Raw genomic sequence first — 23586 nt, forward strand, 5'->3', positions numbered from 1 at the left:
TGTAAAAACTATGTATAATTCATGAAATAGATTTATATTTCTGTAAATTTTCATTAGAGATCGTAAAAAAACGGATTTTTTCACCGATATAGATAAAGGGAAAAACTCGTTGCATAGATGATTGGGGTTCATCCATCTTCCAGTATATTTCCAGAATTATTACATAAGAAACTTACAGAAATGAGGGCATTTCACATGAAAACAACGATGTTCATCCGTTTAGGGCTCACCATGCTTCTGGCCCTGACACTGATCATGTTAGTTGCTTGTTCAACCAGCTCTAAAACAGCAACCACTGACGTAAAGACCAGAGTGGGAATTGTACTTACAGAGGTTGGTCTGGGAGACCGATCTTTTAATGATGCGGCTTTTAACGGGCTGGTCAAGGCGAGAGACGAGAAAAGCATTGTTTTTGACTATCGTGAACCAAGCAAGGAGTTAACTGCAGAAGCTTCGTTTGAGGAATTTTCTAAAGACAAATTCGATCTTATTATTGGACTCAGCGATACCGTAAAAGCAGATATGGAAAAGGTCGCTGCCAAATATCCTGACCAGCAATTCCTTCTGATTGACAGTACGTCTGAGCTGCCTAACATTGCTTCCATATCATTTCGTGCGGAGGAAGGTAGCTATCTGGCAGGAGTAATCGCAGCCATGGCTTCCAAGGAGAAACATGTCGGTTTCTTGGGCGGAATGGAAATTCCCGTGCTCAAAAATTTTGAGCAGGGTTTCAAACAGGGGGTACTGGCTGTTAATCCGGAAGCCGCAGTAGATATTGTGTATGCCGGTGATTTTGGAAATGCCGATCTGGGTAAGCAGCTTGCGGAGCAAATGATTCAGGAGAAAGGTGCTGACGTGATTTATGTAGCCGCTGGTCTTACCGGTGTCGGCGCCCTGAATGAGATTCAATCCCTCGGCAAATACGCCATTGGTGTTGATACGGATCAATTCTTTTTGGCGGAAAAAGCAATTCTTACATCTATGCTGAAAAATGTAGATGTCTCCATTTACAACGCCGTGAAGTCGTTTATCGAGAACAAACATACCTTCCCGAAAAAGGAAATCGTAGAGGGTCTCGCCGAGAATGCTGTAGGCTTAACTGCACTGCATAACATCACGCTGAGTGATGAACAACAGCGGACTTTCGATGATCTGAAAGCCAAAATTTCTTCGGGTCAAATCAAAATCACAGTGAATCCATAACCCAAGATTCGAGGAGGCTCGCATATGAAACTACAGGGAAAACTTATTGTCAATGCTCTGATCTCACTGCTTCTATGCCTTGCGCTGGTCGCTTATATTATTTTGGAACTGCTTAGTATGAATGCAAAAAATCAAAATCTGGTACCTGCGATGCTCAAGGTAAGCGAGCTGAACTCCAACCAGATTCAGACCCAGCAGGCACTGGATGTCTATTCCTTCTCGATGACTGCCGGCAATCAGGAAGCTGTTCTGCTTCTTCTAAAAGAAGGCCAAGCCATGATTAAGGAACTCAAAGGTGGATTGCTGGAAACGGATCAGGAGCTACAGCTCATCCAAACGGTTCAAACGAAGCTGCAAGCACTGGATCAGGGTGCAACCCAAGCGATGAGCAGCATGGATAGCGCGGAAGCAAAACGTTACAGTGCAAGGGTTCGAGGCATACAGAATGACATCTACTCACTGAATGAGATAACGCGGGGACGCTACACTCAATATACGCTCGATCTGGAGAGTGACATCCAGCAGACATGGCAGATTGCTCTTGGCGGGGCTGGGCTCTTGTTCATCGCCGTCATGCTCTTTAATATGTACACATCACGTCAGATAGCCAAACGTATTCGTCTGATCAAGGATGCTGCCGGGCATATTGCCAGTGGTGACCTGACCCAAACGCTGCCGGAACCTCGGGGGAAAGATGAACTGGATGATCTGAGCCGTTCTTTTGGGCAAATGACGAATAATATTCGCGGAATCATCCAATCCATTGACACGGCGGGGCAACGAGTCGATCAGATGGCTCAGGATATTGATCGCGGTAATGATACGGTGCAAGCCATCGTACAGCAGGTGTCACGTACCACAGAAGAGCTGTCCGTTGGCAGTCAAAAAATTGCGGAAGATCTCAGCGAAACGGTTATAGTCGTAGACAAGATGCAGTCTACCTTTAACCATAATCTGGAGGCCACTGCCCAATCTGCCAAGGATGGACGCGATGTGCTAACCACAGTGGAAGAGGGAAACAAGGCGATTGAAGAACAGTTGCGACTCGCCGAAGTAAATCGCCATGCCATGTCCGAAGTGGAACAGACCGTGCTGGAGCTGGAAGAAAGCGCGGCTCGCATTACAACGATGACGGGATATGTATCCGAGATTGCCAAGCAAACCACCATGCTCTCCCTGAACGCTTCCATTGAAGCTGCACGTGCCGGGGAAGCCGGACGCGGATTCGCTGTTGTGGCAGGTGAAGTGAACAAACTGGCGGAACAGTCTGCTCAATCGGTCAAACATATCTATGCCGCCGTTAACGAGATTACAGCCTCGATGGAAAAAGTAAAAAGTTCCGTGGTGCAAAGCATGCAGCTCTTTGGGGAACAGGAGCACGCCACCGGTCAGACGCAACAATCCTTCTCGGCGATTCGTGATAGTGTGGAGCGCATCAGCGAAGGCATTCAGCAGCTTGCTGAGGACATGTCACAATCCAGCAAACTTAGTGCACAGGTGCAACAGGCGATTGAAAACATCAGTGCCATCACCGAGCAATCTGCAGCCAGCAGTGAAGAGATCCTGCTTCCACCGCAGAACAACAACGTTCTTTCTCCGAAGCCAGTATCAAGGTCAAGTCACTTCGTGATATCAGTGCTGAGATGCATCAGGAACTCCAGCGTTTCCGTCTGTAAGAGGAGTCCACGAGATGTGTGTACCTGTAGTAAGTAATCAATGAAGCTGCAGTATATATGCACGCGGAGTATGAGGATTATGTGAGCGAAAGGTGAGTGAAAATTAAATTTTATCCTAACGATCTCAGATGAGCTTATTTGCATGATTCTGGGTCGTTTGAAATTCTAACGATCCCCAGAGAGCTTATTTGGGCCAAAATGGAGGAAAATGTCTCCTTTTCATCATAAATGGTTGAAATAAGGTTCCCTGAGATCGTTAGAAAATAAAACGGGTGAGTACGTGCCCAATAAGGTTTCTCATGATCGTTAGAAATGTTCACCCTGAAAATGAATGCAGACCGGCACTAAGAAACGTTGTTCCGTCAACACTTGAATAGGCAGTAGGTCATGTTAGTGAGTTGATGGTATATGCGAAAGTTAAGTTCATGAGTCTAGCTACGGAATGTGCAATGGTTAGGTTGATGAGTTGAACTGACGGAATGTACGATGGTTGGGTAGATGAGTTGGGTTAATACTGTAGCAAGGTTTTCGGATTGGTGGCTCGATGCTTCCAATAAACAACGATATATGGATTGTCTATCATTTATAAATTCACTTCATATGAAAAAGGAGCCCCTCGAGATGATGGCGGGCTCCTTTTTCATATGTTTATACTTTCATGTGATAGGATTTAAACATTTTCGCTTCCGTATGACCTGCACGCTGGATTGAACACACCTCTACAGTGCATCGATAATATCTCCTGCCAGCAAGGAAGATGGATCGCCTCGCCGCAATGCTGCCCGTTCGGCAGCCTGCCCGTGCAGGTATACACCGAAGGCGGCGGCTTGTTCCGCGCCTAGCCCTTGAGCAAGCAGACCGGCGATGATGCCGGTCAACACGTCACCGGCACCGCCTGTTGCCATGCCGGCGTGGCCGGTGGTGTTGATGTACGCCTCGCCGGAAGGCGTTGCGATGACCGTTCGTGCTCCTTTGAGCACAAGGGTCACGCCCTGCTCACGGGCGTACCGTGCAGCGTGTCCAATTCGGTCACGCTGCACTTCGGGGGTCGACATGCGTAGCAGTCGGCCCATCTCGCCAGGGTGCGGCGTCAGTATGGTCGCCGCACTGCGCTGGCCCCAGATGCGTGGCCCATCTGGGCCTGCATCTGCCAGCATGTTGAGGGCGTCCGCGTCGATAACGAGCGGACGATCCGTCTGTTGCCACAGACGGCGCAGCCAGTCGGTGTCGCCTTCGAAGCGACCAAGGCCCGGGCCGGTCGCAAGTACGTCGCGGCTCTCCGCAAGGCGCAGCACCGCTGCGGCGGAAGCCGCGTTCCATTCACCGCTGTTGCCATCGGCTGCAGCGGCGAGCATAAGCTCGGGCACGGTGCCGATAACATGCGGCAACAGTGCCGCGGGTAGCGCCCATGTGGCGAGCCCGCAACCAGCGCGCAGCGCGGCTTTGGCCGAGAGCAGGCCAGCGCCGCTCATCGGCATGCTTCCTGCGGCCAGTAATACATGGCCGTAGGTGCCCTTATGGCCGTCCGGTGCGCGGCGACGGCCTGTGTCCACGCGCAGCGCACCCCGTAGCACCTCGTCCGTTAGCAAACGGACCGAGGGGCCATGCTCTGGCGCAAGGCGTGCGGGAATGCCGATGGCGCGCACAACGATGCGCCCCGCGGCAGAAGCGCCCGGGTACTGTACCAGACCACGCTTAAGCAGCGCAAGGCATACAGTTACCCGGGCTTCAATGCACGGCTCGTACACCTCACCAGTGTCGGCGTCCAGCCCGCTTGGCACATCGGCGGATACGACTGGCTTACCGCTGTCGTTCGCCGCGCGAATCAGCGCCGCGTATGCTCCGCGCGGCGCACCACGCGAGCCGGTGCCCAGTAGCGCATCGACGATGCCTGTGCACCGGCTAAAGTCCACGGCTTCGCGCCCGTGGACAACGGCAGGGATGCCGAGCTTCGCAGCGGCATCCCGTTGCACTGCGGCTTCGCCCCGCAGTGCCTCCGGGGCATCGGCGTAGACTAACGTCACGCCCAGCCCCGCTTCAACCAAATGGCGCGCCGCAACCAGCCCGTCGCCGCCATTGTTGCCCTTGCCGATCAGCATGTACCAATGCTGATCACCGGGATGCGCCATCACCAGCGCCGGATCGGCGATGATGTCGCCCCCGTAACCTATGCGGTCGCCGGGCCCGGTATGTGCCCGCCACGCCTCTTTTGGCTGGCCGCGATCAGGCCAGCCACCCCCACCTTCAGCAATGTTTCTGTGCCTTGCTTCATCACTGTCAGCATGATCGCCTTCACCCCAGCCACGATCATCCCGCCTGCCATCCTCTTGCCCTTCCCGGCACAGCTTGATAACTTCCTCGGCGATAGCTCTGCCTGCATTCTCCATCAGACTGGCCGCAGGAATACCAAGCTGCTGAATCGTATACTCGTCCACAGCCCGCATCTGATCGGCGGTTACGATAAACAACACTCACCCCTCCCCGGTCGCGTTATGAATAACACTGCTTAGAGCATCACACTCATGGGTATTCCATTCTCATAAGTTTTCCATTGCCATTAGTTTCCCTATCTATCGTGTGTTACTCGTTTTCCGATCATTCGTGCCTTACGAGTTTTCAATCCATTTATGTCTCATTGGTTCTCAGCTCACTCGTGGTTTGCGCCAAGGGCTTATCTGTCACATCTATAATTATCCCATTTGCTTATCTATCCTCAGTTAGTACCCCACCGTAAATCGCGCTTGAACAAATTGCGGATCATCCAGTTCGTCCACCAAAGCTGCGGCAAAATCACCTACAGAAATGCTGCTTTCGCCCAGATCATCTGTAATGACACGAGTCATGCCAATCCGGAATTGACCTGTTCTGCGCCCCGTCGTGATCGTTGCTGCCGGACTCATATACGTCCAGTGAATATTGGATTCTTCCAGAAGTCCATAAGCATCCGCATGAGCCTGTGCAAGAGGTTTGATTTCCTCTGGAAAACCAGGGGTATTCATCAGCATTTCACCTGAATCTGTCATCAGACTGCCTGCTCCGCCTACAACAACCAGACGCCCGGCATTCGCACGGCGTACGCCTTCGATCAGTGAACGTGTTACTTCAAGCAATTCTTCTTCCTCGCCAAACTTCGGCCCGTAAGCACTTACTACCGCTTCTTGTCCCGCTGCAAAATCAGCAACCTGATCCGGGTTAAGCACATCCCCCTGCTCCACACGCAAGCGCTCATGCACCATCTCCACCTTGGAAGGATCACGCACCACCGCGGTCACTTCATGCCCACGATCCATCAATTCCCACAAAATCGTCTTACCAATCGCTCCGGTCGCTCCAAAAATAGTTACTTTCATATCTGAATCCCTCTTTTCTATCGATGTCATCTAAATAAGCTGTACCGTTATTTTAATACTTAATCCTGTTGTTATATACCTTAAACGGCTCACGCCATCTTAAACCGTATAAACCTACTTGTAAACTTGAATCTTCATCCGCGGTACCAACACCTCAGCTGAGCGTTTCTATTTCATTCGCATATTGTAGATTTCTTTATAAATGTTCTTCCAGGTCTCTTACCATTCTATAACCCAGATCTGTGCTCTAATTCCTTCTCCAATCCCCTCGCTATTTATCATTCTTCACCCTTCTTCTCTCGTCTAATTAGATCCACGTACGCCAAAAAAAGCCGCACGGGCGGCTTCAACAATTCATCTTGTTTATCTCTCCTGGTCACGTATGCTTAAAAAACTTATCTACGTTGCTCGTCTTCGTTGTTTACCCTGGCTGAGTTACCCTATTTCGGGTTAGAAAATGAACTGCCTTCGCCGCCCAGATTCGCTCTGCATACACCTCATGCTGCAAATCATCAATGATGTGCATCTCAAGTTGCCTATCAGCCGCCTCTACAGGCTCCTTCCGCTTCAATATCTCCTGATATAAGCGCTCCGTCTGTTCCACCGGGCAGAGCTGATCATTCCGGCCGTGCACAAGCTGTAGATCTACTTCACACAATCCAGACGCATAGGTTAAAGGACTTCTATCCCTCAGCACAGATTCATTCTGTAACAATCCTCCAATTTCCATCTGCAAAAACGATCTTAGCTTCGCCCCACCACCAGCATACAAGCTGCTTAAGTCCGTAAACGGTGCGCAAGCCACAACGGCGCTCCACAGTTCCGGGTTTCTACCTGCCGCTAACAGCGCTAAATAAGCCCCATAACTGACGCCGTACAGTGAAACTGCCGAATAGGAACCCAAGACCTGCTCTCGAATAATCCGAATAACATCCGCATCCACACCGCCCCAATCATTCTGGATACGTTGCTTGTAATCAGAACCGAATCCTGAACTACCGGGATAATTCAGCCCAATCACCCTCACTCCAGCCTCACATAAACGTGCAATAACCGGACTGTAACTGTCCAGAAGGCAATTATGAGGCCCACCGTGCAGATAGATGACTGCCTGTTCTTCACCTCCCGGATGGATATCCATATAAGGAATGAACTCGTTCCCGCAACGCAGGTGTTTGTACTTGGTCTCCGGTTGCTGTACAAGATTACTGACAAGTGCATCCCCATGCCTGACCGAAATTGGCGTAATGTCACCAAACGATTCAGATATTTTATATCTTGCGGGCACCGGGGCAGTCGTAATGGACTCGAATTTACCAATGAGACTCTGCTTGTCCCTGCTGTGAACCGCTTGCGTTAACGTTCCCGGATAATCACACAGCTCAAATGTCTTTTTTCCATCCAGCGTGTACTGAACGTATTGCCACTTACCACGCCTTATTCCCTCGCATAAGATATGCTGTCGATCCACATCCAGCTGGATACGAATCAACTCAGAGAACGGCTCACTGTGCTCCAGACTACCTTGAACAACATTCTCCTGAACGCTCATCCAGCCAGGACAAAAGCCATCTCCCGCCGGAATGCAGACAGCAATCTGATCACCTTGCTTGTCCATCACCGGATAAGCATATTCCTGATAAGGAATTTCCCGAGATGATCCGGTATCTTTCCCGTAAAAATATACTCTGCCAACCCCGCCTACATTAACACCAATCTCTCGCTCAGGCTTGGCCCAAAACACAAATTGCGGGTTATCCAGTTCTGGAGTAACCCACTCGGCTTTTTCCTTTACGGGATCGTACAGCCCGATCTGCACCGTTCCTGAACGATGCCGAACGGCAAAAAGCAGCAGGAGTTGTGCATCTTGCCGGGCAATCTGCATCACCGGAAACGGTAATTTTAGAGAGAGTGTTTGAATCATGCTTATGTGCTCCCGCTCTTTTTGGAAGACATAAATCCATCTCTCCGTCTTTTCCAGGATGATTGCCACCACTTGGTCTGTTCCGATGAATTGAACATACTGTACAGTCTGGCCCCGTTCTGTCCAATGATCGGAAAAACAAAGCACACCTTGAACATTGCCAGCATCGTCAAGCTCACACCATTCACATGTCTGGTCGTCATAACACAAGACCATGCTTGTCCGCTCCCGGTTCACACTCATTCGGTTCAGGAATGGATTGTCCAACCGGATTCCCTCCCCTCATGCCAATATTTGAATTGCTCCCAGGTATCAAGCTGTAGTTCCAGCTTGAGCGTAAGCTGATGCTGTGTGGCCGTTGCTGCGGGACTCTCTGTTCCCAAACTACTTAACGCTTGCCGGATCAAACGGATTTGCTTCAGATTGGTTGCTGGCAATCCCGCGATCAGAAGACGATACACCTCCGCAGCATGTTCCTCTTCCCCTTGCTGGATGAGCACACCAGCCATTTCGATTGAACGTTGCAACAATTTGGAAGGAATTGAACCCGTCTTCATCCGTAACACTTGAATCAACATTTTGTATTCTAACTCCTGCTCGCCGAGTTGTTGATATACCGACATTTTTAATTGAAGTATATGCCCGAGCCAACCAGAGTACACACCTGTACAGAGCTTCTCGCCAGCTATTAGTGTTGTCTCGGCATCCATGAGAAGTCCTGCCCGGATCTGCAACCCTGCAATATTTAGAGCCGTTTGAATCTGAAAAACATGCCGATCCGGCCCTGGAGGAAGCTCACGAATACGCATCCCGGCTCGCTTCTCCAGTTCAATTGCACGTGAGATCTGGCCTTCCTGCATCTCAATTAATGCTTCACCGTTATCTAGTGCCGCCTCTTTTCCAATGCGATAAACTTCGTCCAATTCCTCATGCTCCAGAACGGCCCGAGCGTGAGCATAACATTCTCTTGCCTCGTCATAATCATCCCCATTTTTGGTTAATAACTGACCCAGTTCAAACCATAGAATGGCCTGCTGCGAAGCTGATAATTGTTGGAATATGGCGTTTTGACTAAAAAAGCGAAAACAAGCCCTGTACCGCAGGTGATTATCCGATTTGCACAACAAAATCCAGGCCAGCCTGTTATATAGAGCCAATGCTTTACGTTGTTGCTTACCTTCCGCTTCACCGTGCCTACCAGCCATCCGCAACTGTTCATTTAACAAACGCCGGGTATGTTCCGGTGTATCTCTCACCAGAGAAATAGCCAGCCTCGATACATGTTGGGGAAGGTTAACACTCACGGGATATTGATGAAAAAATAACAATACGCTTACGTCCTTTAGTTTTTGACGATAGAGCAGATGATGTATGGCTCCCAAATCTGCAGGATGCAGACCGGAGACCACCTCAACCAAGATCCATTTCCGTGGCCCCGGTGCCCAGCCGGCTCGATGGAATCGGAGCAATGCATTTTTGCATGCCACCAGATCATCAATCGGGTGAACCGGGTTCAACTGATAAATGAATGGCAACGTGTGATACGCATCATCAAGCACAAGGCGAATCGCCTGATCCTGCCAATGCATACTTAACTTGCGTAGCTCTTGCTGCACAATATCCGAACGTCCTTCAACCACAAATAACCCTGGTTCGTGGCTCGCACGAAACCATGTACTTCTCAGATCATGATAGTCCGTACTTTCCAGCAAAACAGGTTTCATGAGGGCTCCCTCTCTTTCCTGATCCGGCATACATGTATAAGTTCAGGCACCTGCTGTAAAGGCAATGCACTCATCAAGCGATAGCTCCCTTGATTGTTTGCATCAAGAGAAGCCTTAATCTGCTTTTCCGGGTCGGAACTGCACTGATGGAGAGCATAAGCAACAAGCCACCGTGCCCAGCCCTTGCGTTTTGCCGCTGGCATGGTGAATATATGTGACAGAAGGATGCTATCAAACTCATCACTTAACAGACAGCCTCCGATCTTCGTTCCTTCCAGTTCCACAAGTCCCGACCCTTCCAGTAAACGTCCATACAGCCCTTCATAGATTTCATCCACTGCCTTGCGAGCAGCTTGGATTCCGGGGCAGGTTGGATCACTGCTTTGAAGCAAATGAGCCATAACTTCCTCTTGCCCTTCTGCAGGCAACCACTTCCCGTTCAGGTCCGGCATAACCGGAACAGAAATGTGCTTAAGATCACCGTAAAAGCGATATCGATGGGCAAGCACATCCGCCTTATACCCGAGCCTTTCCCATGGAAACGAGGCGGGTACAGTTACATATATAGAGGAGTAGGACAACGTATCCAGTAAGGATGTGATCTGTCCTTCCCAATATGCATGAGATGAAGCTTCACTCCATAAATCCATCATATATTGACCTTCCCCATGATCTATCAACAGCATGGAAGAGATCGTTTCTCTTTTCCGAGGCTCACTGGCATAGTATCGACCCCCGACCTTGCCGGGTTCATGCTGACATTGCGGCAGGATATCAGCTATGGATGTTTGCATCATATACCTGTACCTCCCTGGTCTGGTCGAAGCCTGAATATACCATGGGTTCAAAAGAAACCGCAGGATAAAATCGGCGAAGCAGAAAAGAGTAAATTCCCATGTATCCTGTCATATAATCTGGAGAAAATGATTCCATATCCTCCAGTGGCCACATCCAAAAGTCTTCCTGCACATCACTGCGAAGCATGTATAGACTCTGTGTATACTCTTTCAATTTGGCTTCGTATCTGCCAGGGAAACCCCGATTGGCCATGATCAAAAAGTCTCCGTTACCCGCGATCCCATGACACTGGCCGAAAGAAGCAAAAATGGTCGACTGGGCTACCGCATCTGCGGCCTGCTGACCAAGTCTGTAACATACCGGATCTTGCAGAACCTCGGCTGCAGTCAGTAAAAACCGTCCTATACCCGCCGAACCATTACACCAATGAACCCAGAGAGCATCCGGCTTTTCGGGGGAAGCAGGCCATAACCTCACCCCATTCTTGCCTTCGTAACTCGCTTGTTCCAGCGTGTCCACAATGCGCTTCACCGCCGAATAATACTCGCCCTTCCCCGTCTGCTTCGCTAAAGCAAGCAAGAAATAACCGATCCCTGCCATGCCATGCGAAAACCCATACGAGTGGTGGCTTTTTTTATCCGACTTGTCCTTCACTTCCCACATGCTCAGCCCGTCTTCTGTTCGCTTTTCCTGCTGTAAAATCATTTCACCGAGTTCATCAGCCCTTGTCAAAAGTTCGGAACAACCTCCAAGATGATGTACCTCCATCAGCATTAATCCTAGACCTGCCGCTCCATGACTGATATTGGTTTGAACCGGGTCATGCCTCGTCATCTCCAAGGCCAGATTTTCAGCAATGCGAAGTAACGGTTTATCATCCAGCGCATCCGCTGTCTGTGCCAGTGCCCAAGGAACAGCCCCATAACCGAAATACAGGCTTTCTGGCGTTTCTTCGGGAACATAAGGCGTATGATTCAATATCCACTCCAATACTTCACGTGCATACTGATGATACTTTCTGTTCTGCGTAATCTTCCCAAGCTGATGAAAACCATAGGCCATGCCCGTCCATCCAAAGTTGAAATTAGCCGGGTGGAACATTTTGCTCATGCTATTTTCGGGATAAAGTTGGTGAGCATTGTTCAAATCAAGGGATTGAACCAACTTATTAGCCATGAGCTCGGCTTGATGAAGTACTTCTTCTGCCGTCATGCCTGCTTCATTCGCGCGCGAAGATTGCTCGCTCCCTGTTAAATCGCCCTTAGCTTGTTCACACATACGTATTAGCTGTTCACGTATTTCAGATAAATCATTATATCGTGCAGACATGATCTCGATCCCCAGACTTCCCAGCCCAAGAAGCTGTCTATCATTGAGATTGTCCAAATAGGCTTGTCCAGCAGACAGGTGAGACTGTCTGTATTTCAAATAAGGGTCCATGGAGGTTGCCATGTAATAATAAACGGCTCCCAGCGCGTAAAGATCATCGGAGTATTCCGATCGCTGACTGTGCTCTCTTCCTCGAAGCACATAACCAGGCGTGTGCCCTGTTAATGGTTTTACCTGACTTTTGCTATGTTTCACATAGGCTAACTCCAGATCGATTAATCGTATACTTCCGTCAAGCAAGACCACAATATTGTTGGGCGTGAGATCATTGATGACAATTCCTCTATTGTGAAACTCCTGCACGATATCCAGAATATCTAAGCCGATTCGGTAAAGCTCTGCCTGATTGTCATCGGCAGCTACATGTCTGCGGTGGACATGCTCGCGCAAGCTGATGCTCTCGAAGTATTCCAGAATCAGATATCGATTCCGTTCAGCACTGAACAGATCGATTGGCCGCGGAGTATACCCCGTATCCTTCATCAGATCAAGCACATGATACTCGTTATCCAGATAATCATGGGCAGAACGTCCGGCACCATCCACACGCATGAGATGAACCGCTTCTTTCATCACAGCTTGCTCATGCCGGGACGTGGAGACAAGAAATACGCCTCCTTTGCCCGATTTTTTGAGCACCCGCTTCACACGGATTTTACGTATTCCGAACTCATTGTTACTGGAATTATTTAGATTGTTTACTGCCTCATTTTCTTTCTTCCACCCGGCCTGTATGCTCACCAGTTCTTCCGGCTCTTCTACCCACTCGGGCTTGTATCTGCCTGGTATTCTTCGGTCCTCCTCCAGTCTACCTTCCGGGTTCCGGATCGCATATACTTTTGCCGCAGAGTAACGATCATAATAGAACCGGTCTACAAAGGCTCCATAGCGATAAAATACACATGAACTTCCCCGGTAGGCCCGATCTGTAGGAATCGCGGGGCCTTTCAGATCCCTCGTACATGCATACATCTCCTCAAGCAATTGTATAAATTGTTCATCACTGCGTGCATAGATCGTCACACACTTCCCGGTCTGAGGTAGCGGTGTAGAACCATTGGATGTTTCAATTAACTTCAGCCCACTATTTACGACTTTCCACATCACACCATACGTTGTCAGAATGGGTGTAATCCTTCGTAGCAGTTCCGCTCCCTCTACAGGCACAACCGATAAATGAATCTTCCATCCCTGCGGGGGAAGTGTTAATCGGTCCGGTTTAAAACAAATCCAATGGCCGTCATTCGACCATTGGATGGATTCGGGTAGATCCCGGATTATATAATACAAAGCGTTCTCATAGGCGTCCTTCTTTTCAGTCAGGCTTGCTGATTTCAATGAGAATCACTCCTTTTTTGAAGTAGAGTAAGAGGGGGAGGTACAATTATTTTAGTTTAGTAATACGAAATCAAAGACTTATCTTACGAATCATTCAGTGGTTCGAGACGATGAAGAGTTCTAAGCCTCTACAACGATCGTTTGTGAGCTTGTCCAGCTGCACACTGTACACAAGCTAGTTTCCTCGAACATGTTGTTATCCTCTTCAACCTCCAGAGCCATCAAATCCTGTACAGATAAAATTTCCTTGTTTTCCATGATAAATTACCTCCCATTTGTCTCCCCCTCTTATAAACCAAATTCTACATAAAATTTTAAATTCCTTCTTTTTAATTGAATTTTTTTACAAAAATTATTTAAGAAACCCATATATAGTTGTAATACATGTCATAATCTTTGGTTTTCCCTTAAAAAAAGGAGTAATCTAACATCAAATCCCAGACGAAACGGACGATTTCCTGTGTGAGGTATGTCCTTCTCGATCTTCCCGAAAAGGTCTGACAAACAGGCTTGCCGTGCCCATAAAAATAACAAACATGCCGATTCCCATGTACACCCAGGATGGACTATAGGCTTCAATTAACCATCCTCCGAGTAACAAACCGAGCGGGTTACTAACACCACTCATAAGTACTCCCATACTATTCATGACACGTCCTCTTTTTTCTTCCGGTGTAGATAACAGAATGGAAGTGACTAACGGTACATTTACAAGAGCAAGCCCCAACATCAACAGGAAAGAGCAGGCAATGGCAAAGTACAAGTTAGGATACATCGGCATGAACAGCAAGCTTGCGCCCGAGATCAGATAACTGATTAGGAACCAATGGGCGAGTGACAGACGTTTGGCATATTTTCCACTAAGCAAAGAACCAACGATACTGCCAGCGGCAAAAGCAGATTGAAGCAACCCATATCCTTGTGGCCCGGCTTCAAGCACCATATTGGCAAAAATCGGCGTGAAGATATGTAGCGGGGCCCCTGCAAAATTGATAATGGCACCAAAGATAATACAGCAGGCCAAAACTTTGTTTGAAAATAAAAAGGTAATCCCTTGCATGCTGTCTTTGACAAAACCTGAAAATCCTTTTTGTTTAACCACTTTGGTCACAGGGATACGAATGAAGGCAATAGCAAGTGCGGATAACAGAAAAGTGATCGCATAGATGAACAAGATGGACTGTACGGAGATAAAGGCAATTAAAATTCCCCCTAGAGCATAACCGAGAAGTTCTATCGTTTTGGAGGAGGAGTTCAATAGGGCATTGGCTGGAGCGAGTTGCTCTGCCGGTTTGGGCAGAATCGCCGGAATGACCGTCTGAGTGGCAGGGTTGAACATGAAACCGAGAATCGCAATGAGCAGATTGGCTACATAGATATGCCACGGAAGCATGCTACCCGTCAGAAATAGAATCGCTAAGATACAAGCAATAACCGCTCTCCATATGTCGGTCCAGATCAGCAATTGTTTCTTTGGCAGACGGTCACTGATCGTTGCAAGTGGAATACCCAGAAAAGCATAGATCAAATAGGGAAGCATCGGAATTAATGCCGCAGCAAGTGCGGATTCAGTTAACTGCAAGATGTACCACATCGTGGCCATGGAAAATAAAATCTGACCTGCACCTGAGACAAGCCTGCCTACCAGTAGCACTGTAAAGGAAGGTATTCGTAACACGGCAAGATAGCCGTCTTCGCCAGTCTTATTTGTTGTATTCTGGTTCATTTCCATCGCCTCCAATCGGAATCTCCCCACGCTCATCCGCTTGTTTTAATTGAGCAACCAGACCCGATTCTTGTATTCTGCGCTGCATTTTAGCTTTGACTTGTTCCAGTTCTGCGGTGTACTCCTGCAACTCGTGAAACAGTGTCTGGTGCGTGCGAATTCCTTCCCGAATCAGCATTGCAGTCGCATCTGAGCGGTTTTTGGCGAGTTCCAGAAATACCATTTGGTCGATCACATCAATCTCATCCTGACTTAATCGAACGGAAACTACCCCCTTGGTACCTGGAAGATTTTTAGCAGCCTGTTCCATTGATCGCTCGATCATTTGATTGAACTGTATTTTTTGATTCTTGTTCAACATATATCCTCCATTTTTTATGATCTGTAATTTGTAAATCGTAAATTGTATTTATTTTACATTATCATGTAAAAATATGGTTGTAAAGCAAAAAACCTTTGGTTTCCCAAAGGTTTATGATCGTTATTTTTTTACATTTGCCGTGTTCGTGGGTTCCGGTTCAAACTTTATTCCCCCTGCCTCCACCACATGCCTTCCGATTTCGGGCTTGTATATTCAAAGCCAAATTGAGCATACAGGCGATCCGCAGGAACATCAGCCAGTAGACTGACCAACCCCCGCGCAGGCACGGCTTCACGCAAATAGTTCATAATTTCGCTCATGATCAGTTTCCCATAACCCTTCCCCTGAAGATCAGGATGCACTGCAATATCGACCACTTGAAAAAAACAACCACCATCCCCAATGACACGTCCCATCCCGATGAGAACATCGGCTTCTCGCAAACACACCGCAAATAAACTGCGAGGCAGCCCTATCTCAGCCCCCTCCCGGCTCATCGGACTCAGCCCCGCAATCTGCCGCAGTGCCAAATATTCAACCGCAGCCGGCGGTGCATGTTCAATGTTCACCTCGTTCATCTGTTACTCCCCTTTCTGATCTTGTATCTTATTGACCTGCATCAAACGCGTGGATATTTATGTTGATCTTCCTCGGTAATTTCCCTGATCACCCTGCATGGATTCCCAGCAGCAACAACGCCGGCAGGAATAGATTTTGTAACTACACTTCCTGCACCAATAACGGTGTTATCCCCAATGGTGACCCCTGGCAGAACAGATACCCCTCCACCTATCCAAACATTATTTCCTACCGAGATGGGTAGAGCAACCTCCAAACCTTGATTTCGCTGTTCCGCGTCAAGAGGATGCTCAGGTGTATAAAAGCCGCAATTGGGCCCCGATAAATACATAATCTCCGAAACTGATCTTGCCCGCATCCAGCATGACAGTATTATGATTGCAATAAAAATGATCTCCAATTTCAATGTTATATCCCTGATCGCAATAAAATGGCTGCTCAATCAGAAATTTCTCCCCGGTTTTCGCAAAAAGCTTCTGAATCAGTATTTCTCTGTCTTTTAGATTACTTGGGCGAATCTGGTTATAGTCATAACACATTTCCTTCGCATAAGTACGCTCTCGAATCAACTGTTCATCGTTATTATTATCGTAAAGCAAACCCCTCTGAGCCTTTTCTTTCTCTGTCCATTTCATGCTAATTTCCTCCAGAACCTGATTTCCTTTCATACAGATGTATCCTAACAAAAAACCAGGAATTCTCCAATTAAGAATGGATCTACCTGCTTGAATTCATCTACTTCCTGTGTAATAGTGAGAGAAGGCTTGCGTAAAAGCGTGTTTAGATACGTCAAGTTGGTTGTAAAGGAGGAAATGTTGTGTTTCAACGTTGGTTGGATAACCTGTCATCGCATCCCGATGCTACGTTTATACTGCTTGGTGTTGTTGCATTGCTTCTGGCAGCTTATCTATGGTCGGCCACAGAAATTCGGCGAAGCCATGAAAGGCATATGCAGAGGATACGAGATACATTATACATAAGCACAGGCCTTTTGGGACTACTTACCATTTGGGAACAACGAAAATATGAAGATCCCGCACAGGAACATCATGAGTTGTTACAAGCAATGCAGGCCTGCAAAGCGGCCTCATGCCTCTCCCCGCAGCTTCAGGATCAGATTCGTGACTGCGTTAAAAATGAAGATCCCGCCAGGCTTGCTCTGATGCATAAAGCACTTGAACGGGAGTGCACTGCACTATCGGATGAATTCAGCCGAAATACATATTCGGTGCACTGGGGCAGTGCCATCTGGAACATTCTCAGGCCTGCAGCTGAACCTGCCGCACTCACGGCCACAGCACTTTTAATCGGATACCTGTTCTACACAGAGCGTATCACTAGTACCCCCGTAGATTCCTGGGATAACCTGTTACCATGGTTTCAGGCCATTTCTCTCATGCTTACGATACTATACGGTTACCTGCTTTGGTCCAGCCCCAAGCGTGGCACTTCAGGAGCGCTGGTCAAATGGCTATCCCTCTTGATCGCACTCTGCTCTTTGCTTCATCTGATCGGACTTGCGGCGGCCCCTTATGCCCTTGCTCTGCAACTCATTCTGTTTGTCTCCGGATTCGGATTAACTGGATCACGCTCCCGCAGCGAGCGCCCATATGCCGGACATGCTGAAACAGATGAAAACAGTAGCAATAGCCGTATGGCTACGCCAGTACATGAAGCTGTTGTAGAGGATTCCCCTCCCCCTGTGACACCTCGCAGATCTGTATCGGCGTCCGACTAGTTCACACAAAAATGGCTATCCCTAAGTCATCACGACGACAGGGATAGCCTGTTTATTTTTTAAAATCAACCATGTAACACACAGGATTTTCATATGAAATGCTCTTAGGATAAGATGAAAAGGGATTATCCTTTCGCACTCGCGTTTGATCCACGAACGGAACGGGCGGAGTTGCTTCTAGCCGTATTGCCAGATTTGGAGGCATTGCCTGAGGACGTATTTTCAAAACGTTTGCGCTCGGTACGCTCCATCTGCACAATCTGTCCCTCATGTACCACAATATGCAATGAACCAAATTCCATGTCATCCAGCTGTCCGGCAATTCGGTTTAACCATACCTCATCCACTTTTAACGGCTTAGCCACTTGAGCCGCCTCCTCTTCTCGGGCTAACACCCGTTATTCATCCTGTACGTACCTGTCATTTAAAGTGTTGAACTATAATTCATTCTTATCCAACCCATATACTTGGTTTATACAATATCAGGGCTTCCAGCAGCTGTCAATTGATATTTTGATCCACACTATGCCTTTTCTGCAACGGCTTTATGACCAAGCCAGCTCTTGAGTAGCAACGTAGCTAAAGCCAAGATTAACAGTAGGGAAGCGACGGCAAATGAGGCTGAAAACTGATATTCGTTATACAAAATCTCGACGTGAAGCGGCAAGGTATTGGTTTCTCCACGAATATGTCCGGATACAACCGACACTGCTCCAAACTCACCCATAGCACGTGCATTACACAGGATAATTCCGTAGAGAAGTCCCCATTTAATATTGGGTAATGTCACACTCCAGAAGATGCGCCACCCGGAGGCTCCAAGTGTTACAGCCGCTTCTTCTTCTCGCGTACCTTGATCTTCCATCAGCGGAATCAGCTCTCTTGCCACAAAAGGAAAGGTAATAAATAACGTCGCTATCACAATTCCCGGCAGTGCAAAAATGATTTTGATATCATGCTCGGCCAGCCACGGGCCAAACCATCCGTTTGAGCCAAACACCAGGACAAAGATCAAACCGCCAACGACAGGCGAGATGGAAAAGGGAAGATCAATCAGTGTGATGAGCAGCCCTTTACCTTTGAATTGGAACTTGGTGATAACCCAAGCCGCTGCCACGCCAAAGATCGTATTGAGCGGAACGGTTATTGCAGCAACCAACAGTGTCAGCTTCAGTGCAGACCAGGCATCCGGTTCCGTCAGCGCAGCGATGTAGACCCCCCAGCCTTGCTTCAACGCTTCCATAAGTACGATGACCAGTGGCAGGATCAGCAACCAGATCAGGACGAGACTCGCAAGTCCGATCAGTAGCCATTTTACCCAAGGTGCTTCTGTTGTGGCGCGATTTGTACTGCGACCGGTTTTTACAGGTGGAACAGGACTAAGGAGAACAGAACCCGCCATATGTACACCTCCTTCGGTTTGGTGAGTGCGCCACATTGTGGCAATGTTAATCCATCCGGGCCGCCACGAATGGGCAAGCCGCACGGACAGAATGTGAAGTGATCGGGCACTCTTCCGGCTCTACTATTGCTGCGATCACACTCTCCCTGCCTTCCGACTCCAGCGCTGGAGAGAGTTGATGATGAGCAGCAGGATAAATGAGATCAACAAGAGTAACAAGGCTACCGCTGTAGCCCCTGCATAATCAAACTGCTCCAGCTTGGACATGATGAGCAGCGGTGCGATTTCCGTTTTCATCGGCATATTGCCTGAAATAAATACGACCGAACCATACTCACCAATGCCCCGTGCAAATGCTAGCGCAAACCCCGTCAGCAGCGGTGGGATGAGATCCGGCAGCAAAACGGCACGGAATATCCGCCATCGCCCCGCACCCAGCGTCGCCGCTGCTTCTTCGACCTCAGCTTCAAGCTCTTCCAGCACTGGCTGTACCGTACGCACGACAAAAGGGATGCCGATAAACATAAGTGCGAGTGTAATTCCCACTTGAGAGTATGCCAGCTTGATGCCCAAAGGTTCTACAAATTGTCCGATCCATCCATTCCCGGCATAGATCGCTGTCAGAGCCACCCCGGCTACGGCCGTGGGTAGCGCAAACGGAAGATCAATAACCGCATCGAACAATCTCTTACCAGGGAATTCATACCGAACCAGCACCCAGGCCAGAAGAAGGCCCAGGAACAGGTCAATTAGTGCCGCCGCACCAGCTGTCAGGAAACTGACCCGGAACGAAGCCAGCACCCTTGGATTGGTAGCCACCTCCACCATCGTTGCCCAGGTCAATCCCGTGGAGTTGAATAACAGTGCCGTCAGCGGAATCAGCACGACCAGACTCAGGTAAAGCACGCTGTACCCCATCGTTAATCCGAATCCCGGCAATGTCCGCCTTCCCCGGGCCGCGATAACCTTGCTCATGCCTATTCATCCTCTCTGCCGTCAGCCGGTCAGGCTGGTTGGCTGCGTACAGCGCAATTTATGCTTTGTTTGATTTACTTTGACTGGTTTGCTTTGATTGATTTCTTTTACTCGCTTGGGATGCTGTTGTCCTGTTATTCTTAGCTACCCGGCACGTAGATCTGGTCGAAGATACCTCCGTCATTAAAGTGTTTGGCCTGGGTATCCCGCCAAGTACCAAAGACATCTTTTAACGTAAACAGCTCCAGCTTCGGAAACTGATCTTTGAATTTTTCCTTTACGCTATCCAGCGTAGGACGGTAGTAATTTTCGGCGGCAATCGTCTGGCCTTCTTCGCTATATAGGTATTTGAGATACGCATCTGCCACGTCGCGAGTGCCTTTTTTATCCGCATTTTTATCCACGATCGCTACAGGAGGTTCAGCCAAAATGCTGATAGAAGGCACGACAATGTCAAATTTGTCTGGCCCTAACTCTTTGACAGAAAGGAATGCCTCATTCTCCCAAGCCAGCAATACATCGCCAATGCCGCGTTCCACAAATGTCGTTGTCGCCCCACGAGCACCCGAGTCAAGCACAGGGGCATGTTTGAACAGCTCTGCCACGAACTGCTTAGCCTTCTCTTCGTCGTTGTTGTTATGCTTCAGCGCGTAACCCCAGGCCGCTAAATAGTTCCACCGTGCTCCGCCTGAAGTCTTCGGATTCGGAGTAATAACCTGTGTATCTCCCTTGATCAGATCATCCCAGTCCTTGATGCCTTTCGGATTGCCTTTGCGCACCAGAAATACAATTGTGGACGTGTACGGAGAGCTGTTGTGCTCGTATTTGTCCTGCCAGCCTGCATTAATCAGACCTTTATCTTCAATCGCATCGATATCATAGCCCAGTGCCAGTGTCACCACATCTGCATCCAGTCCGTCAATGACCGAACGGCTCTGTTTACCCGAACCTCCGTGAGATTGTTTGATCGTCACTTCCTGGCCTTTCTCTTTCAGCCAATGGGCGGCAAATGCTTTGTTATATTCCTCATAAAGTTCCCTTGTCGGGTCATAGGAGACATTGAGCAGTTCAACTGCTTTGCTGCCTTCTTTATTCCCATCTGTCCCCGTTCCTGTTGCTGCGCCAGTTGCACTTGACCCGTCGTTATTTGATCCGCAAGCTGCCAGCACCCCCGTTAACACCAATGCCAACCCCATCAGAATTCCTTTGTGAACTCTCTTTTTCATCATCTTACACTCCCCCCGATATAAACTTGCATGATCAACTACAGGTCGGCAGAACAGCGGTACGCACCAGAAAAGAACAAAAAGACGGAGGAACCCCCTGCGCATTCTTCCCTCATCAAGTCATACCGACCCCTATAGTCGTGTATGCTTCATCGGTAAAATGCACTGCGGTGTTCCTCCGTCTATACGGTGAGAACGTTATGCTGTTCAAGTGTTTGCAGTCATTTTTATTATTCCTACCTGTTTAGTAAATTATATACGTATAATAAAGGCAGTCTATATGACTGTCAAACGTTTTTTTCCGTTTTTTACCGAAATACCGCAACATTGACTCCACTTCCCTCCCTCACCATAATATAAAATATGAGACCAACACACCGACCACCCCTGTTACGTAAATCAGACGGATTCCGCCGGCAAAAACTAATAGTGCTACCCGAATCATTACTGATGGAAGCGGCTGCTTCCCCGGTGACATCGGGATTGTATGTTACGGATATTGGATATTTCCATGAAGCAGAGCATCATTATCGGGATCGCCCCGAAGGATGTGACTCACACATTCTGATGTACTGCACGGAAGGCTCAGGCTGGTATGAACTGGAGCAGGGTAAAACCTGCAAGGTGCAACCGGGGAACCTGATTATTTTGCCCGCCCACGTTCCTCATATCTATGGTGCCAACACGGAAGAACCGTGGAGTATATACTGGTTTCACTTGCGCGGTGAACACGCCCATGCATACATCGAATCTTTGATCTCACAGCAAATTACAACAATGCCACCTGCGAAGGCACAACGATGGCTGGAGCTTTTTCATGAGTGTTACGGCGCACTCGAAACCGGATATTCGCTGCAAACGATGACCTTTGCCTCACAGATTATTGGTTACATGCTCGGCTTGCTTGCTTACGGTTCCTATGCCTCTGCGACAGATAACGGAGTGATGACCAGCAAACAAGCAGCCGAGTATTCTGTACAGTATATGCTGGAGCACCTGGAGAGCGGGGTTACACTCAAGGAACTGGCAGCGCATGCCCGCTTGTCCGTGCCGCATTATTCCCAAGTGTTCAAACAGGTGACGGGTCATTCACCCATCGATTATTTCTTACGGCTCAAAATCCAGCATTCCTGCCGTTATCTTGATTTTACCGATTGGACGATCAAACAGATCAGCTCCGAGCTGGGGTTCAGTGACCCGTACTATTTTTCACGACTGTTCAGCAAAATGATGGGTCAATCCCCCACGGATTACCGGAACCAATCCAAAGGATAAATTTGTGGGAAATTACAGCAACCTTTTGAACAAAAGGGTCGTCTATAGGGGCAAATCACTTTAAAACAAAGGGATATGAACTTCCTGGAAAAGCGAGGCGACACCGAAATGAAGAAAAATATTATAGCAACTCTTACAGTAGGAGCCCTGCTTACACTCTCCTTAAGTGCGGGCCCTCTCCATGCTGCGCCGTCCAAATTTACGGATATTCAAGGTATTCCGGGTGCAGACAAAATCGAATCTCTCCATCAGAATGGATTAATTAAAGGGGTTAGCGATAACTTGTTCAAGCCAGAAGAACAGCTGAGTACCGCGCAAGGCGTTCAATTGATCGTAGACGGACTGGACTTAAACCTGAATGCTATTCGTTTTATTAAAATGCCTGTACCTAGTGATTATTTCTCTGCTGTAAAAGACGGTGTCTGGTACAGCGATGCTTTCATCCGCGCACAGTACAACAGCATCAAGCTTCCGCAAAATATTGATCCGTCCAAACCGCTCACTCGTGAGCAGTACACTCTGTTCCTCATGCAAGCGATTGAGGCCAAAGGTGGTCTGCCTATGATCAAAATCCAGCCGGTAGACATTGCGGACGAGAATGAGCTTACACCAGAGTACCAAGGCGCCGTACAACGTTCTCTGGTGCTGAAGATTAGCGCGCTGGATGCGGAAGGACAGTTCCATCCGAAACAAGCCATTACTCGTGCTGAGGCTGCCGTGATGATGTACAATGCCATGGAGCACATGAAATCCTTCTTCACACCGCAAATCCCGGAAACACCGGAGAAGTAAATGGTATCTCAGGATAAAAGAATAGAATGGCAAACCCCGCATCTTTCTTCTTTAGAAGGTGCGGGGTTTTGTGTACAGCCTCAGTGCGATTCTAAGACACTTGGGGAAAA

General features: G+C 48.4%; 19 protein-coding genes and 1 pseudogene. 5 read left to right on the top strand and 15 right to left on the bottom strand.

What is annotated here, in order from left to right; genetic code table 11:
* The first annotated feature begins 195 nt into the window (after positions 1-195).
* Positions 196-1203: a BMP family lipoprotein gene (locus BLQ13_RS09875; RefSeq protein WP_090918664.1), complete on the top strand. Its 1008-nt coding sequence runs from the start codon at positions 196-198 to the stop codon at positions 1201-1203.
* A gap of 24 nt (positions 1204-1227) precedes the next feature.
* Complete coding sequence (locus tag BLQ13_RS09880; RefSeq protein WP_244159271.1) at positions 1228-2916, top strand: methyl-accepting chemotaxis protein; 1689 nt, start codon at positions 1228-1230, stop codon at positions 2914-2916.
* Between the two features lie 682 nt (positions 2917-3598).
* Here the strand turns inward: BLQ13_RS09880 and BLQ13_RS09885 are convergent.
* The 11 genes and pseudogenes from BLQ13_RS09885 to BLQ13_RS28800 all read right to left on the bottom strand — a co-directional run bounded on the left by BLQ13_RS09885 (position 3599) and on the right by BLQ13_RS28800 (position 16703).
* Positions 3599-5347: an NAD(P)H-hydrate dehydratase gene (locus tag BLQ13_RS09885; RefSeq protein WP_139168876.1), complete on the bottom strand. Its 1749-nt coding sequence runs from the start codon at positions 5345-5347 to the stop codon at positions 3599-3601.
* Positions 5348-5596: 249 nt separating this feature from the next.
* Entirely contained in the window at positions 5597-6229 is a 633-nt protein-coding gene (locus BLQ13_RS09890) for an NAD(P)-dependent oxidoreductase (RefSeq protein ID WP_090918666.1), read from the bottom strand.
* Positions 6230-6650: 421 nt separating this feature from the next.
* Complete coding sequence (locus tag BLQ13_RS09895; protein ID WP_090918668.1) at positions 6651-8420, bottom strand: alpha/beta hydrolase family protein; 1770 nt, start codon at positions 8418-8420, stop codon at positions 6651-6653.
* On the bottom strand, positions 8402-9877 hold the full coding sequence (locus BLQ13_RS09900) for a hypothetical protein (RefSeq protein ID WP_090918670.1): 1476 nt from the start codon (positions 9875-9877) through the stop codon (positions 8402-8404). The genes BLQ13_RS09895 and BLQ13_RS09900 overlap by 19 nt, the downstream gene beginning before the upstream one ends.
* Positions 9874-10674, bottom strand: coding sequence for a GNAT family protein (locus BLQ13_RS09905; protein WP_090918673.1), 801 nt, complete (start codon positions 10672-10674; stop codon positions 9874-9876). The genes BLQ13_RS09900 and BLQ13_RS09905 overlap by 4 nt, the downstream gene beginning before the upstream one ends.
* Entirely contained in the window at positions 10652-13402 is a 2751-nt protein-coding gene (locus tag BLQ13_RS09910; protein ID WP_090918675.1) for a lanthionine synthetase LanC family protein, read from the bottom strand. The genes BLQ13_RS09905 and BLQ13_RS09910 overlap by 23 nt, the downstream gene beginning before the upstream one ends.
* A gap of 120 nt (positions 13403-13522) precedes the next feature.
* Positions 13523-13660 carry a hypothetical protein gene (locus BLQ13_RS28500; protein WP_161556981.1) on the bottom strand — a complete coding sequence of 46 codons (138 nt, stop codon included), beginning with the start codon at positions 13658-13660 and terminating at the stop codon, positions 13523-13525.
* Positions 13661-13832: 172 nt separating this feature from the next.
* The gene (locus BLQ13_RS09915; RefSeq protein ID WP_167375703.1) at positions 13833-15128 is read right to left on the bottom strand and encodes an MFS transporter; all 1296 of its coding nucleotides are present in this window, start codon (positions 15126-15128) and stop codon (positions 13833-13835) included.
* Positions 15106-15489: a ribbon-helix-helix domain-containing protein gene (locus BLQ13_RS09920; protein ID WP_090918679.1), complete on the bottom strand. Its 384-nt coding sequence runs from the start codon at positions 15487-15489 to the stop codon at positions 15106-15108. Before BLQ13_RS09920 ends, BLQ13_RS09915 begins: the two co-directional genes overlap by 23 nt.
* Before the next feature lie 164 nt (positions 15490-15653).
* Positions 15654-16067: a GNAT family N-acetyltransferase gene (locus tag BLQ13_RS09925; RefSeq protein WP_090918681.1), complete on the bottom strand. Its 414-nt coding sequence runs from the start codon at positions 16065-16067 to the stop codon at positions 15654-15656.
* Positions 16068-16108: 41 nt separating this feature from the next.
* Positions 16109-16703, bottom strand: a pseudogene (locus BLQ13_RS28800) (sugar O-acetyltransferase).
* Between the two features lie 182 nt (positions 16704-16885).
* On the opposite strand from BLQ13_RS28800, the gene BLQ13_RS09935 reads away from it, so the two are divergent.
* Complete coding sequence (locus tag BLQ13_RS09935) at positions 16886-17806, top strand: hypothetical protein (RefSeq protein WP_090918683.1); 921 nt, start codon at positions 16886-16888, stop codon at positions 17804-17806.
* Positions 17807-17931: 125 nt separating this feature from the next.
* On the opposite strand, the gene BLQ13_RS09940 is transcribed toward BLQ13_RS09935, so the two are convergent.
* The 4 genes from BLQ13_RS09940 to BLQ13_RS09955 form a co-directional block, all read right to left on the bottom strand.
* Positions 17932-18171 (bottom strand): YezD family protein, encoded by a 240-nt coding sequence (locus BLQ13_RS09940; RefSeq protein WP_090918685.1) that lies wholly within the window; start codon positions 18169-18171, stop codon positions 17932-17934.
* 158 nt (positions 18172-18329) lie between these two features.
* Positions 18330-19208 (bottom strand): sulfate ABC transporter permease subunit CysW, encoded by an 879-nt coding sequence (gene cysW / locus BLQ13_RS09945; protein ID WP_090918688.1) that lies wholly within the window; start codon positions 19206-19208, stop codon positions 18330-18332.
* A gap of 135 nt (positions 19209-19343) precedes the next feature.
* Positions 19344-20183, bottom strand: coding sequence for a sulfate ABC transporter permease subunit CysT (gene cysT / locus BLQ13_RS09950; protein WP_090918690.1), 840 nt, complete (start codon positions 20181-20183; stop codon positions 19344-19346).
* Positions 20184-20323: 140 nt separating this feature from the next.
* On the bottom strand, positions 20324-21409 hold the full coding sequence (locus tag BLQ13_RS09955) for a sulfate ABC transporter substrate-binding protein (protein ID WP_090919018.1): 1086 nt from the start codon (positions 21407-21409) through the stop codon (positions 20324-20326).
* Positions 21410-21838: 429 nt separating this feature from the next.
* On the opposite strand from BLQ13_RS09955, the gene BLQ13_RS09960 reads away from it, so the two are divergent.
* Together BLQ13_RS09960 and BLQ13_RS09965 are read left to right on the top strand one after the other, a co-directional pair.
* The gene (locus tag BLQ13_RS09960) at positions 21839-22684 is read left to right on the top strand and encodes an AraC family transcriptional regulator (RefSeq protein ID WP_244159272.1); all 846 of its coding nucleotides are present in this window, start codon (positions 21839-21841) and stop codon (positions 22682-22684) included.
* A 108-nt stretch (positions 22685-22792) separates the two neighbouring features.
* Complete coding sequence (locus BLQ13_RS09965; protein WP_090918695.1) at positions 22793-23476, top strand: S-layer homology domain-containing protein; 684 nt, start codon at positions 22793-22795, stop codon at positions 23474-23476.
* The last annotated feature ends 110 nt before the right edge of the window (positions 23477-23586 follow it).

The sequence above is a fragment of the Paenibacillus polysaccharolyticus genome (assembly GCF_900102085.1).
Taxonomy (GTDB): domain Bacteria; phylum Bacillota; class Bacilli; order Paenibacillales; family Paenibacillaceae; genus Paenibacillus; species Paenibacillus polysaccharolyticus.